The sequence below is a fragment of the Pseudomonas asplenii genome, from assembly GCF_900105475.1.
In the GTDB taxonomy this organism is placed as follows: domain Bacteria; phylum Pseudomonadota; class Gammaproteobacteria; order Pseudomonadales; family Pseudomonadaceae; genus Aquipseudomonas; species Aquipseudomonas asplenii.
The window spans coordinates 3437896-3450815 of sequence record NZ_LT629777.1 but is presented as its reverse complement, the minus strand read 5'-3'; the positions used below and the strand labels follow the sequence as shown (position 1 = coordinate 3450815).

Below are 12920 nucleotides of genomic sequence, written 5' to 3'. Positions count from 1 at the left end.
CGAATCACTGCCAAAGGGGTTTATTCGATTGCCGACCAGACCAGAGGCGTACCGCGTTTCAGGGCCACGCGGGCATTGCGTCCGAGCACAGCGTCGACATGTTTCGGCGCCAGCCCCAGCCCGGGACGGATCGCTCGCACGTTCTGCGCGGTGAACGGTTCGCCCTTGGCCACGTCCTGCACCACATACAACGAACGCCGATAGACCAGGGATTTCTGCTCGGCCTCGGTCGCGCCATACCGCACCTGGCCCAACGCCTGCCAGGCCCGCTCGGTCTCTACCACAAGGCTGGCCAGCTCGGCCGGTTCCAGTGAAAAACTGGCGTCAACACCACCGGCGGCACGATCCAGGGTGAAGTGTTTCTCCACCACGGTCGCACCCAAGGCCACCGCTGCCACCGCGACCCCCACACCCATGGAATGATCGGACAACCCTACCTGGCAGCCGAACAACTGCTGCAGATGGGCAATGGTGCGGATATGGCTGTTGAGCGGCGAGGCCGGATAGGTACTGGTGCACTTGAGCAGCACCAGGTCTCGACAACCGGCCGCGCGGGCGGCACGTACCGTTTCGTCCAGCTCGGCAACGCTGGCCATGCCGGTGGAAATGATCAGTGGCTTGCCCGTCGCCGCCACCCGGCGAATCAGCGGCAGGTCGGTATTTTCGAAGCTGGCGATCTTGTAGGCCGGTACATCGAGACTTTCCAGGAAGTCCACGGCCGTTTCGTCGAACGGCGTGGAGAACGCCAGCATGCCCAACGCCTTCGCCCTGGCGAAGATCGGCGCATGCCATTCCCAGGGTGTGTGGGCCTTCTCGTAGAGTTCATACAACGATGAACCGGCCCACAGGCTGCCGGGGTCCTTGATGAAAAATTCGCCCTCGGCCAGATCCAGGGTCATGGTGTCGGCGGTGTAGGTCTGCAATTTCAGCGCATGGGCGCCGGCCTTGGCCGCCGCCTCGACGATCTGCAGCGCCACCTCCAGCGACTGGTTGTGGTTGCCGCTCATTTCGGCGATGACGAACGGCGGTGCATCCGGGCCAATCACGCGCTGGCCGATCTTGAAGCTAGTCATGGAACTGATCCTTCACTACGCGCTCGAAACGGCTGGCCGACTGGACATAGCCGCTGCTGCGAAACAATTCGATCGAAGCCGGATTATCCGGCAGTACCTGGGCGTCAATTGCCACCACCCCTGGCCAATGTTCACCCATGGCCTGCTCGCCACGGGCCAGCAACGCCCTGCCCCAGCCAAGGCCCATACGGCCTTCGAACAGATACAACGACACCTCGGCACGTTCGCCCGCACGGTCGTAGCGCAGCACACCTATCGGCCCATCCGTCGCTTCGGCAATCAGCAGCAGGCAGTCACGATCCTGCAGCTTCGCCGCCAGCCAGGCTTGGTGGGCCGGCCACTCGATCGGCTCACTGTCAAGCGATGCGCGGCGGACCGGCTCGTGGTTGCGGCCGTCGAACAACCGCTGCGAATCCTCAGGTGTCACCCGTCGCACCCGCAGGCTCGCGCCCAGCAGTGCGACGGCGAAACGCCGGGCGCCGAGCCCGTCGACCAGGCTGCGCGAGCGCTTGGCCAGACTCTGGCGCAGCCCCGGATTGCCCAGCAAGAAACCCACGGCCTGACGCAATTGATCGACATCCACCGACTGGCTAGCCCCAAGGTAGATATGCGCCCCCGCTTCCGCCAGCCGCTCGGCATTGGCCTGCTGATTCTCGGCCACAGCGATGCACAGGGTCGGCAGCCCCAGTGCAGCACGCTCCCAACTGGTACCGCCGCCAGCACCGATGAACAGATCAGCCTCGGCCATCCGTTCGGCAAAATCCTTGACGAAGGTCTGCACCCGCCACAACGGGCGATCCGCCGCCAACGCCTGCAGTTGTGCCAACCGGGGATTGGCGGTACCCGCGATGAAGTCCACCTGCAGATCCTTGAAACCCTCCAGCGCCAGCATGGCCTTCCAGGTTTCCCCGGCGCCGTCGAGCCCGCCGAAGTTCACCAGCACCCGCCCCGCCTGGGCGTTGATCGGCACCGGAGCGCGCCGGAACTCATCGCGAATCAGCGCATAACGCGGACCGAGCAGTTGTCGACAAGGCCCCAGCGCCCGACCGGCATATTCCGGATCGCCCGCGGTGAAGTTCTGGTCGAAGAGGAGATCCACCGCATGCTGGCGGTTGTTCAAGTCATCGATTGCCGCGAGCCGCCGTGCCCAGCGACGCGCTGCAGTCTGCCAGCGATGATCGAGCCCATAGTGATCGACGACAATCCAGTCGAATTCGGCTTCACCCGCCAGGCAATGCTCCAGGGCATCGATATCAGCCTGCCAAGGCAACGGCGCCTCGATGCCCTGCGCCGGATCTTCGCCCGGATAAGCCCCCGGCAGCACCAGACTGCGCACACCGTCATCTGCCAGACGCGCCAATGCGTTACCGGGCAACTCACGGCAGGCGAACAGCACGTCGGCACCGCAGGCCCGCAGGACCGCAGCCAGTGTCAGGCAACGGGCAACATGCCCGCTGCCAATGGCGGCCGAGGCATCGGCACGAAACAACACCCTCACGATTGCAATTCTCCTGCGGCCTGCAGCGCTGAATACAGGTACTCCGCCCGACGCCAGTCTTCGGGCGTATCGATATCCTGGACCAGATGACGCGGCAGCAACACCGGCAGGCTCTTCTCGGAAAACAGCACATCGCCACGCAACCAGGCGGCACTGCGTCCCCAGTAGAACTGCCCGGCGTCCTGGAATGCTGGCGGCAAGTCCTGCGAGCGGGTCTGGCGGTGCTCCGGGTAGAGCGCGGTCAAGGCACCATCGCCTGTCAGGGTCAGGGCCCGTTGGATCGGAAAGCCGAACTCGCAGACGGAGAAGGCGAAGGAACGTTCGGGATGCCGCTCCAGCAACTCGAATCCTTCACGCAGGAAACGCGCTTGCAGCAGCGGCGCGGTGGCGTAGATGCAACAGGCATAGTCGAACACCTGCCCCTGTTGCGCCAACGCGTCGACAGCATGGGCGATCACCGCTGCGGTACCGGTGAAGTCATCGGCCAGCGCCACAGGCCGCATGAACGGCACCTGGGCGCCCTGCTGACGCGCCACCTCGGCGATCTGCGCGTCGTCGGTGCTGACCACCACCTGATCGAACAGACCGCTGTTCAAGGCCATCCGGATCGAGCGCGCGATCATCGGCTCACCATGAAACAGCTTGAGATTCTTGCCTGGGATCCGTTGGCTGCCACCACGCGCCGGAATGATCGCGACAGCGCTCAAGGACGTTTTTCCAGCAGGAACCAGTTCACATCGTCGATGGGAAACTGCCGGTCGCGGTGATAACCGAAGCCATAATCGAGCAACTGCAGGTCGCTGTAGCGATCGAGCATCTCGCCAGCAAAGTCGCGTTTGAACAACTTGCCGCTGTTGCCGCGATAGGACACCTCGACCGGCACCGGGTTGTAGTATTCGGCCAGCAGGATATAACGCCCGCTCAACTGGTAGAGCTGCTCATAGGCCGCCACCAGCAGCTCGGGGGCCAGGTGGATCAATACCCCCTTGCTCAGGGTCAGATCGAAGCAGCGCTCGCGCGGATAATCGAACAACGAGCCGTGCCAGATTTCGGCGATCCCCAAGGCGCTCGCCTGTTCACAGGCCTTGGCATTGATCTCCACGCCCCGCAACAGGCAGCCGGGCAATAACTGGTGCAAAGCCTGCAGGTTGTTACCGGTATTGGTCCCCAATTCCAGCAAACTGCCGATCCGCGCGGTGCGCGCCAGCGCCTTGGTGAACAACGCCAGGTTCGCGGCGACCAGTCTCTGGCCCTGATTACGGCCCACATAGTGATCGCCGAAGTCGCCGCGCCAGAAATGCTCTTGTTCGCTCAGCTCGCGCATGACTGATCCTTCATCCTCGAAGCACTGAACATCGTTTAACCGACCAGGTTTCGCAACTGCTCGACCACGTAATCCTGCTGTTCTTCGGTGAGTAACGGGAACAACGGCAAACTGATCGCCTCACCGAAGTAACGCTCGGCTTCGGGAAAATCACCATCCTTGAAACCCTGCTCACGGTAATACGGCTGCAGATGGACAGGGATGTAATGCAGATTCACCCCGATACCCGCTGCCCGCAAGGCCTCGAAAACCTCGCGTTGGCTTTTGTTGATACGCTCCAGTTGCAAACGCACCACATAAAGGTGCCAGGCCGATTCGGCGCCCGGCTGCGCGACCGGCAGGGTCAATGGCAGGTCGGCCAACAAGCGATTGTAACGCTGCGCCAGTTCGCGCCGCCTGGTGACAAAACTCCCGAGTCGGGCCGTTTGCGATAATCCCAACGCCGCGTGCAAATCGGTCATCCGGTAGTTGCAGCCCAGTTCCAACTGCTGGTAATACCAGAGGCCGTGCTCGGGTACGTTCATCTGTGCCGGATCACTCGTGATGCCATGGCTACGAAGGCGTCGCAAACGCTCGGCCAGCTCGGGGTTGTTGGTCAGCACCATCCCGCCTTCGGCCGAAGTGATGATCTTCACCGGATGGAAACTGAAGATCGTCATCGCCGCATAGGCACCACACCCCACAGGCCGGCCGAGATAAGAAGCCCCCACCGCATGGGACGCGTCCTCGATCAGGGTAAATCCATACTGCTCGGCCAACCTGGCAATCGCACGCATATCGCAACTCTGGCCGGCGAAGGCCACGGCCACCACCACCTTGGGTAGACGGCCGGTCGTCGCGGCGATTTCCAGATTGCGCTCCAATAGTCCGGCGTCAAGGTTCAGGGTCTGCGGATCGATGTCGACAAAGTCCACGTCGGCCCCGCAATAACGACCACAGTTGGCGGAAGCAACGAAGGTATTCGGGCTGGTCCACAACCAGTCCCCCGGCCCCAACCCCGCCGCCAGACAGGCGATGTGCAGGGCCGCAGTGGCATTGCAGACCGCCACCGCGAAGTCGGCCTGGCAATGTTCCGCCAGCGCCGCCTCGAAACGTGGAATCGTCGGCCCCTGTGTCAACCAGGGCGACTTGAGTACCTCGACCACCGCATCGATATCGGCCTGTTCGATACTCTGATGACCATAGGGAATCTGATAAGGCATCATGATTGCACCTCTGGCCGAAATGGCTCGAACAGGCGATCAGGAAGATTGCCAGCGAAAGATTCGCCGGCTGCGGCGATGAGCATCGATTTGCCTTTGCACATACCCTGAGGTCCTTTCTCTGAAAGCCGATCTACACCAGCAACTGCGCCCAATCCACGTGACAGGCTGCGCCCAGGGCGAAGCCTTTGCCACGTAATGCCAGGTTCGAGTTGTACGCCGGGTCGGCCTGGAAGTTCGCCGACCATTTCTCGCGCAAGGCCGCCAGTGCGCCCGGCACCTCGGGCAGTACGCCCGGATGCAGGACCTGCACTTGCGGCGTCCACGACACCAGGTACCCGGCCTGGCCGATACTCAGGCACAGGTCGACTTCGCTGAAGGCCTCGGCGAAATCGCCTTCGTCCAAGCCACCGAGCGCATCGAAGAGTGCCCTGCGCACCATCAGGCACACCGCCGAGACAGCCGAGTAGTTCTGCTCGACCGCCAGACGTTGCATATAGCCCTTGGCATCCTTCTTCTCGCCCACGAACGGTGAATCGATACCTTCATTCAGACCGAGAATCAGACCGGCCTGGGAGATCTTGCCGTCGCGGCTGTAGAACTTGGCACCGACCACTCCGACTTCCGGGCGCAATGCCTGATTGAGCAGGGATTCGATCCAGTTGGGGTTGACCACTTCGCTGTCAGCCGCCAGCAACACCAGGTATTCGCCGCTAGCCTGACGCGCCGCAGCATTGCAGAACGCGGCGGTGCTCGGCCAGTCCGATTGCAACACGCTGACCTTGCTCGCCTGCGGCTGACTCTGCAACCAGTTCGACAGGGCCTCGGTACGGCTCGGGTGATCGGCCACCAGCACTTCGTATTTCAGGTAGCGCGTACGCTGCAGCAATGCACTCAGGCAGCGCTCCAGTTCGTCAAAATCCGCCGCGCCGTGCAGGATGATCGAAACCAGCGGACGTTCGGTGTGGCGGTAGTCGATCATATAGGTCCCCGGCTCCTGCGAACTGACCTGGGCCTTGTAGCCGCGCACGCCAAGGTGACGCAACAGGGTCGAGCGCTCGTGAGCGTTCTCCGCCAGTTCCGACTTCGCACAGATCAGCAGTGGCTCATCCAGGTGTGCCAGCCCGGCCAGGCCATCCTGCTCGATCAATCGCAGCAGCAGGTCGAACTCCAGGGCATTGCTGTAGTCGGCGCTGTAGCCACCGGCATCAACCAGCACTTCACGTCGGATCAACCAGTGCCGCGCCATCAGAACCGGCACGCTCAGCAGCAGATCGGGGTTGAAAGCCGGGCGGAAAACATCGCTCAATGCGCCATTTTCGTCGCGCTGGATTTCATCGATGCACACCGCCCGGCAACCTTCGGCATGGCGCAGCTCCAGACCGGCCTTCAACAGGCCGCTGGCGGTAAACTCGTCACCGACCTGTGCCAGCAGCAACCAGTCGCAGGACGACTGACGGGCGAACTGGTTGAGCTTGTCGACGTAGTTGCCCTCGGTCACCCGAACAAAGTGCAGGGTGTTCTGAACAGTCGTCGCCGCCTGCGGTTCACCAGTGGTGAAGACCACGATGCGGAAGGCCTTGCTGTGGCCCTCCAACAGACTATCGAGGGTTACCTGCAACTTCTCGACATCGTCCGCCAGGTCCAGCAACATCAGGCCGAACAGCGGACCGTTGCCTTGCGCGGCCTGGTAATCGGCAATCGCCTGGCGCTCGCCGGCATCCGGCTCACGCGCCTCCAGCCAATGCAGCAGGCGCCCCGACAGCATGGCATCGAAAGTCGAACGGTTGTCTTCGGTCGACACCGCATCCAGACGCTCACTCCAGGCGGCAATACGCTGCGCCTCGACCTCTTCGCCGACGGTTTCGAGTTGCCGCGCCAGGGCCTTGAGCACCCGACGATTGAACACGTTGCAATCGTGAGCCTGCCACAACCGGTCGAGCACGCTTTCCGCGGTGTCGTTGTTGTGTGGGCGCATCAGCGCCTCCTGGCGGGCCCAGACCGCTTCCAGTCGCTGCAACTGCAGGCGGCCGGCAGGCATGGCATGCAACAGAAACTCGAACTCGGTCAACTTATCGAAGAAAGCCTGATTGTAGAACGGCATTTCCACGTACTGCTTTGGCCCGAAACGTCGCTGTGGCGACTCCTCGATACTGTTCCAGGTCGAGTCGAAAATCATCTCGGCGGTCAATGCCCGACCGCTGCGCAAGCTGTCGACCATCGCTTCGAAACTTGTCAGGGCGAAGGCCTTGGTCTGCGCCTGGTCCAGGCCCTCGATGCCAGTGGGCAGTGTTGCAAGGAAGCCGGCGAACGCCTCGCGCTCGGCGGTCGACTTGGCATCGGTATAGGACACGGCGTGGTAGATCTCGGTGCCATGCTCCGAATCCCCGTAGTTGATCTCCCGAACCACATAGGGAATCGGCAGAATACGCGCCTTGGCCCGCGCCAGCATGTAGTAGACATGGCCGACTTCCTGCCACTGGAAGCTGGTACCCCGCGGCATCGCCGAGTACCAGTCCTGCATCAGTTGGGTACGGTGCACCGCATAGAACGGCGGCACGTATTGGCCCATATAGCTGAGCACGCGATCCTGAGCACTCTCGCTGGAATAGTCTTCGCAGACTTTCTTGTCGCGACGGTAGTAAAGAACATTGTTGGCCAGCGTCAGGTACATCAGGCAATAGCCGTGACACATGCCATAGTCGGGGTGGTCTTCAAGGAAGGCCACCGACTGGTCAAGTGCATCATGGACGAGGAAGTCGTCGTCAGGAGCAAACGTCATATACGGCGTTTTCACGCTCATCACGCCGTGGGTAAACTTGTCCTGCATCTTCCAGTAGTCGTACTGCGGCACGTGCAGGTACTCGACCCGCTCACGTCCCTCGGCGATACCGGCACAGGGCTCGGCCGACGAATCGAGTATCAGCAGCTTGCAAGGCAAGGCACTGTAGTAGACCACCGCGCGGCGCAGGAAAGCCGGCCGATTGTGGGTAACGATCACCACAGTCAACAGATCGCCCAGAGACTCTGCATCCCTCAGGAACCGTGCTTGTTCAGAAACGTACTTGTCTTGCATAACCTATCCCCAAACTGCCAATTCGATCGATGAACTCAGGATGATGTCGCTGCATCGCACTATCCGGCACACCGGCAGACCACCTGCCCGATCACACTCATACGCCATGTTCGACTCCCAGCAACTGCTGCAGCCGATCCGCCACGCCCCAGAACGCCATGGGCTCGTGACTGGGATAACCATAGTGCCCCAGGTTCAGGGCAATCGACGCACCACGCTCGCGCAGGCGCTGTTCGACCAGTGTCCTGACCGCTATAGGCCGGCCGCTGGCACAATTGACCACCCCGGAAAAATCCCGCTGTTCCAGCAGCCGCGCCAGATACCCGGCCGCGACTTCGATCGGCAGGTAATCGCGCAGTTGCTCGCCCGCCGACATGTCGAAGCGCTCGGCACCGGCATCAATGGCCCGATCCAGGCTGGCCAGCAGGCTGTTGGGGTTCTGCCCCTCACCATACAGGTAGAACAGCCGGGCCCATTGCAGGTTGAATGGCAGTTGCTGACGCAGCGTCTCCAGGAACAACCGCAGGGTATTCTTTGCCAGCCCGTAGGGATTGCCCGGTTGCGGTGGCGCCGTCTCGCCTAGCGGACCACTCTGCATGCCATATTCGAAACAGGTGCCCGTGACCAGTACCTGGGACACCCCGGCCTCGACCATCTGTTTGATGAAACGGTAATCGGCGAACAGGTTGTGTTCGAAGTGGAACAGTGCCTGGTAATTCGGCAGCCCAGGCCAGGCCAGATGCGCCAGCACATCGATACCCGCACTCAGGGCGCCGACATCGAGGTCCTCGGCATGCACATCGGCGGCGACGAACTCCACCTGGTCGATCCAGGGCAAAGCTTGCGCCTTGCGGGCATCGCGGGCCACCGCCCGCACCGAATGCCCACGGGCCAGCAGCGCCGCGACCAGGTGACGCCCGACAAAGCCGGTCGCCCCCGTGACCAATACCTTCAGGCCACTCACAGGACGGTCAACTCGGGCACGGCGACGACAAAACGGCCGCCCCACTCACGGACCTGCGCCTGCTGCTGGCTGACTTCCTGCAACAGGTTCCATGGCAGCACCAGCACATAGTCCGGTTGCTCGACAGCGATACGCTCGGGCGAGACCACCGGGATCCGGCTGCCGGGCAGAAACTTGCCCTGTTTGTGCGGGTTGGCATCGGCGACCCAGGCCAACAGGTCCGGACGTACTCCGGCATAGTTGAGCAAGGTGTTGCCCTTGGCCGCTGCGCCATACCCCACCACGCGCTTGCCTTCGGCCTTGGCCTGGAGCAGAAAGCGCAGCAAGTCGTGCTTGATGCGCTCGGCAGCCGGTGCCAGGGTGGCGTAGAACGCTGCAGTCTTGACCCCGGCGGCCAACTCGGCGTCCAGCACCTGGCGTACCACCGGCAGCACGTCGCGCCGCTCACCGTCGGCACGCTGCACGAACACCCGCAGCGAGCCACCGTGGGTTGGCAGGCCACCGACGTCGAAGACCTCCAGACCGTTGCGCTCGCAGAGCGTCTGCACGGCCGTCAGCGACAGGTAGGAGTAATGTTCGTGGTAGAGCGTATCGAACTGGTGCCCGGCCATCAGCGCCAGCAGGTGCGGAAATTCGAAGGTCGCCACGCCCGTCGGCTTGAGCAGGGTAGCGAAGCCTCGGAGGAAATCGTTGATGTCCGGCACATGGGCCAGCACATTGTTGGCCGCCATCAGGTCGGCGGCCCAGCCCTCCTCACGCAACTGCAAGGCGGTATCCCGGCCGAAAAACAGCTCGCGGATCTCCAGGCCCTTGCCCCGTGCCGCCTGGGCGGTGCTGCGGGTCGGCTCGACACCCAGGCAGGGAATGCCACGGCCAGCCACGTACTGCAGCAGGTAGCCATCGTTGGCCGCCACTTCCACCACCCGGCTGCTGCTGTCCAGACCGAAGCGCTCGATCATCTGCGCCACATAATGCTCGGCGTGGGCCAGCCAGGTGCTGGAGAACGAACTGAAATAGGCGTAGTCGGCGTCGAACAGCGTATCGGCGCGGGTGTAGTCCTCGGTCTGCACCAGCCAGCAAGTCTGGCACACCGCGACCTTCAACGGCACCCAGGCCTCGGCCTGCTCCAATTGGTCGGCACGCAGGTAGGCGTTGGACGGCGGCGATGTGCCGAGATCGATCAACGGCAGGACCAGAGGGGTGCCGCAACCTCGGCAATTCATAAACGCACTCCAGGGAAAGACACGTCGATCAGCGGATGGCTGGCATCCCTGGCCGACAGATTTTTGACAGCCTCGGGCCAGGTGATTGCCAGACGCGGATCGAGCACCGACAACCCGCCTTCGCTCTGCGGCGTGTAGTCGGCACTGTGCAGATACAGCAGCTCGGCGTCGTCACTCAGGGCCTGAAAGCCATGGGCGAAACCGGCCGGCAACAGCAGGCTGCGGCCATCGCCGGCACGCAGGTGCTCGGCATGCCAGTGCAGGAAGGTCGGCGAATCCGGCCGCAGGTCCACCGCGACATCCCAGACCTCGCCGCGCAGGCAGGTGATCAGCTTGGCCTCCGGGGCCTGCGCATTCTGATAATGCAGGCCGCGCACACTGCCACGCTCGCGGGTGCAGGAATGGTTGATCTGGCGGATATGAAAAGGCGTGCCAAAGGCCGTCAGGCTACCTTCGCAGAACAGCCGGGAGAATTGCCCGCGCTGGTCGGCGTGATGCTTGTGCTGCACGTTGAACAGCCCCTCGAGGGGCAGGGCCTGGATCAGGAACTCGCTCACTGCGCCCCCCGATAGAGGTCCAGTTGGGCCAGAGTCATGGCACGCATGTCGGCACCTCGTTGCCAGGCCAGATGCCAGTCGAGGGTGTGTTCCAGGCATTGCGGCAATGACCAGCGCGGTTGCCAGCCCAGCAGTTGCCGGGCACGACTGCTGTCCAGGCGCAACAGCCCGGCCTCGTGCAATTCGCTGGGCTCGACCCGCAGCCCCGGAGCCTGCGGCCAACGCGCGGCCAGTCGGCTGACCACGTCACCGACGCTGCACATGTCGTCCTCGCCAGGACCGAAGTTCCAGGCGCCCGCCAGATCCGGCCCGCGCTCATAGAGCGCCGCGGCCAATTGCAGATAGCCCGCCAGCGGCTCCAGTGCATGCTGCCAGGGGCGCACGGCCTGTGGATAACGCAAGGTCACCGGCTCGTTCGCCGACCAGGCGCGCAGCACATCGGGAATCAAGCGCTCCGGCGAAAAGTCGCCGCCGCCAAGGACATTCCCGGCCCGCGCAGTCGCCACGGCCAGGCCATGGACATCGTAGCGCTCGGGCGGAAAAAACGACGCCACGTAGGACTGTGCCAGCAGTTCGCAGCAGGCCTTGCTGCTGCTGTAGGGATCATGACCGCCGAGGGCTTCGTTCTCGCGATAGGGCCAGGCCCACTCCTGGTTGGCGTAGACCTTGTCGGTGGTCACCAGCACACAGGCACTCACGCCGCCGACCTGGCGAATCGCCTCAAGCAGGTTGAGCGTACCCATGACATTGCTTGAATAAGTGCCCAGCGGATCTCGATACGCCTCGCGTACCAGCGGCTGGGCCGCCAGGTGCAGGACGATTTCCGGTTCGGTTTCGGCAATCAGTTCCAGCAGCGCGCCGAGGTCGCGCAGGTCGCCACGGCGATCGTCCATGCCCTCGCCGACCCGCGCCAGCTCGAACAGGTTCGGTTCGGTCGCCGGTGCCAGGGCAAAGCCACTGACCTGCGCCCCGAGGCTCTGCAGCCAGAGCGCCAGCCAACTGCCCTTGAACCCGGTGTGGCCGGTCAGCAGGACCCGCTTGCCATTCCAGAAAGTCGGGCTCAGTCCCATTGTTTCCATGGGGCCTCCCCGCTCTGCCAGAGCTGCTCCAGGTGATTCTTGTCACGCAGGGTGTCCATCGGGTGCCAGAAGCCATCATGCTGAAAGGCATTGAGTTGCCCCTCGGCGGCCAGGCCCATCAGCGGCTCGGCTTCCCAGATGGTCGAGTCGCCGCTGATCAGCGACAGGACCTTGGGTGACAGGACGAAGAAGCCACCGTTGATCCAGCCGCCATCGCCCCGGGGTTTTTCGATGAACCCGCGAACCAGGTCGCCGTCGCGCTCCAGCGCGCCATAGCGACCTGGCGGTTGCACGGCAGTGACCGTTGCCAGTTTGCCGCCGGCCCGGTGGAAGTTCACCAGTGCGCTGATATCAAGGTCCGAAACGCCGTCACCGTAGGTGAAACAGAACGCCTCCTCGTCTTGCAGGTAACGGCCGGCGCGGCGCAGGCGGCCACCGGTCATGGTTTCCTCGCCGGTGTCGATCAGGGTCACGCGCCATGGCTCGCTGTAGTTCTGGTGAACGTCCATGCGATTGTTGCTCATGTCGAAGGTGACATCGGAGGTATGCAGGAAGTAGTTGGCGAAGAAATCCTTGATGGCGTAGCCCTTGTACCCCAGGCAAATCACGAAATCGTGGATACCGTGGGCCGAGTACTGCTTCATGATGTGCCAGAGAATTGGCTTGCCACCGATCTCGATCATCGGCTTGGGCTTGAGGTGCGATTCCTCGCTGATGCGCGTGCCCAGGCCACCCGCCAGAATAACTGCCTTCATCAACGTCCCCTTATTCTTCAGCACAGGACCTACTCAGGCCCTGTGGGGCTTCCCAGACTGCCGGATCCAATCGCGAGCAGTGGCTCAAGGCCAATCGACCTTGGCGCCAAATGCACGATTTATGGCGATATGAAGGGGGACTTGCAGGAAACGCGCCAGCTCCGCGTGG

General features: G+C 62.8%; 11 protein-coding genes. All 11 read right to left on the bottom strand.

Annotation, left to right across the window (positions count from 1 at the left end):
* Nucleotides 1-20: 20 nt before the first annotated feature.
* The 11 genes from pseI to rfbF all read right to left on the bottom strand — a co-directional run bounded on the left by pseI (nt 21) and on the right by rfbF (nt 12751).
* On the bottom strand, nt 21-1073 hold the full coding sequence (gene pseI / locus BLU37_RS15855; protein WP_090206413.1) for a pseudaminic acid synthase: 1053 nt from the start codon (nt 1071-1073) through the stop codon (nt 21-23).
* Entirely contained in the window at nt 1066-2571 is a 1506-nt protein-coding gene (gene pseG / locus BLU37_RS15850) for a UDP-2,4-diacetamido-2,4,6-trideoxy-beta-L-altropyranose hydrolase (RefSeq protein WP_090206410.1), read from the bottom strand. Before pseG ends, pseI begins: the two co-directional genes overlap by 8 nt.
* Nucleotides 2568-3278, bottom strand: a complete 711-nt coding sequence (pseF, locus tag BLU37_RS15845; RefSeq protein ID WP_090206407.1) for a pseudaminic acid cytidylyltransferase — start codon at nt 3276-3278, stop codon at nt 2568-2570. The genes pseG and pseF overlap by 4 nt, the downstream gene beginning before the upstream one ends.
* On the bottom strand, nt 3275-3895 hold the full coding sequence (locus BLU37_RS15840) for a pseudaminic acid biosynthesis-associated methylase (protein WP_090206404.1): 621 nt from the start codon (nt 3893-3895) through the stop codon (nt 3275-3277). Before BLU37_RS15840 ends, pseF begins: the two co-directional genes overlap by 4 nt.
* A gap of 35 nt (nt 3896-3930) precedes the next feature.
* Nucleotides 3931-5100 carry a UDP-4-amino-4,6-dideoxy-N-acetyl-beta-L-altrosamine transaminase gene (pseC, locus tag BLU37_RS15835; RefSeq protein ID WP_090206401.1) on the bottom strand — a complete coding sequence of 390 codons (1170 nt, stop codon included), beginning with the start codon at nt 5098-5100 and terminating at the stop codon, nt 3931-3933.
* A 130-nt stretch (nt 5101-5230) separates the two neighbouring features.
* Nucleotides 5231-8173, bottom strand: coding sequence for a TIGR00180 family glycosyltransferase (locus BLU37_RS15830; protein ID WP_090206398.1), 2943 nt, complete (start codon nt 8171-8173; stop codon nt 5231-5233).
* Between the two features lie 97 nt (nt 8174-8270).
* On the bottom strand, nt 8271-9128 hold the full coding sequence (locus tag BLU37_RS15825) for an NAD-dependent epimerase/dehydratase family protein (RefSeq protein WP_090210953.1): 858 nt from the start codon (nt 9126-9128) through the stop codon (nt 8271-8273).
* A gap of 5 nt (nt 9129-9133) precedes the next feature.
* Entirely contained in the window at nt 9134-10360 is a 1227-nt protein-coding gene (locus BLU37_RS15820) for a class I SAM-dependent methyltransferase (protein ID WP_090206395.1), read from the bottom strand.
* Entirely contained in the window at nt 10357-10917 is a 561-nt protein-coding gene (locus tag BLU37_RS15815; protein WP_010449964.1) for a dTDP-4-dehydrorhamnose 3,5-epimerase family protein, read from the bottom strand. The genes BLU37_RS15820 and BLU37_RS15815 overlap by 4 nt, the downstream gene beginning before the upstream one ends.
* A complete protein-coding gene (rfbG, locus tag BLU37_RS15810; protein WP_090206392.1) occupies nt 10914-11996 on the bottom strand; it encodes a CDP-glucose 4,6-dehydratase in 1083 nt (360 codons plus the stop codon). The genes BLU37_RS15815 and rfbG overlap by 4 nt, the downstream gene beginning before the upstream one ends.
* A complete protein-coding gene (rfbF, locus tag BLU37_RS15805) occupies nt 11978-12751 on the bottom strand; it encodes a glucose-1-phosphate cytidylyltransferase (protein WP_090206389.1) in 774 nt (257 codons plus the stop codon). The genes rfbG and rfbF overlap by 19 nt, the downstream gene beginning before the upstream one ends.
* Nucleotides 12752-12920: the final 169 nt, after the last annotated feature.

What these genes read in the sequence shown, in the direction of transcription:
- pseI (WP_090206413.1), bottom strand. Translation starts at nt 1,073, where the DNA reads ATGACTAGCTTCAAGATCGGCCAGCGCGTGATTGGCCCGGATGCACCG.
- BLU37_RS15840 (WP_090206404.1), bottom strand. Translation starts at nt 3,895, where the DNA reads ATGCGCGAGCTGAGCGAACAAGAGCATTTCTGGCGCGGCGACTTCGGC.
- pseC (WP_090206401.1), bottom strand. Translation starts at nt 5,100, where the DNA reads ATGATGCCTTATCAGATTCCCTATGGTCATCAGAGTATCGAACAGGCC.
- BLU37_RS15830 (WP_090206398.1), bottom strand. Translation starts at nt 8,173, where the DNA reads ATGCAAGACAAGTACGTTTCTGAACAAGCACGGTTCCTGAGGGATGCA.
- BLU37_RS15820 (WP_090206395.1), bottom strand. Translation starts at nt 10,360, where the DNA reads ATGAATTGCCGAGGTTGCGGCACCCCTCTGGTCCTGCCGTTGATCGAT.
- rfbG (WP_090206392.1), bottom strand. Translation starts at nt 11,996, where the DNA reads ATGGAAACAATGGGACTGAGCCCGACTTTCTGGAATGGCAAGCGGGTC.
- rfbF (WP_090206389.1), bottom strand. Translation starts at nt 12,751, where the DNA reads ATGAAGGCAGTTATTCTGGCGGGTGGCCTGGGCACGCGCATCAGCGAG.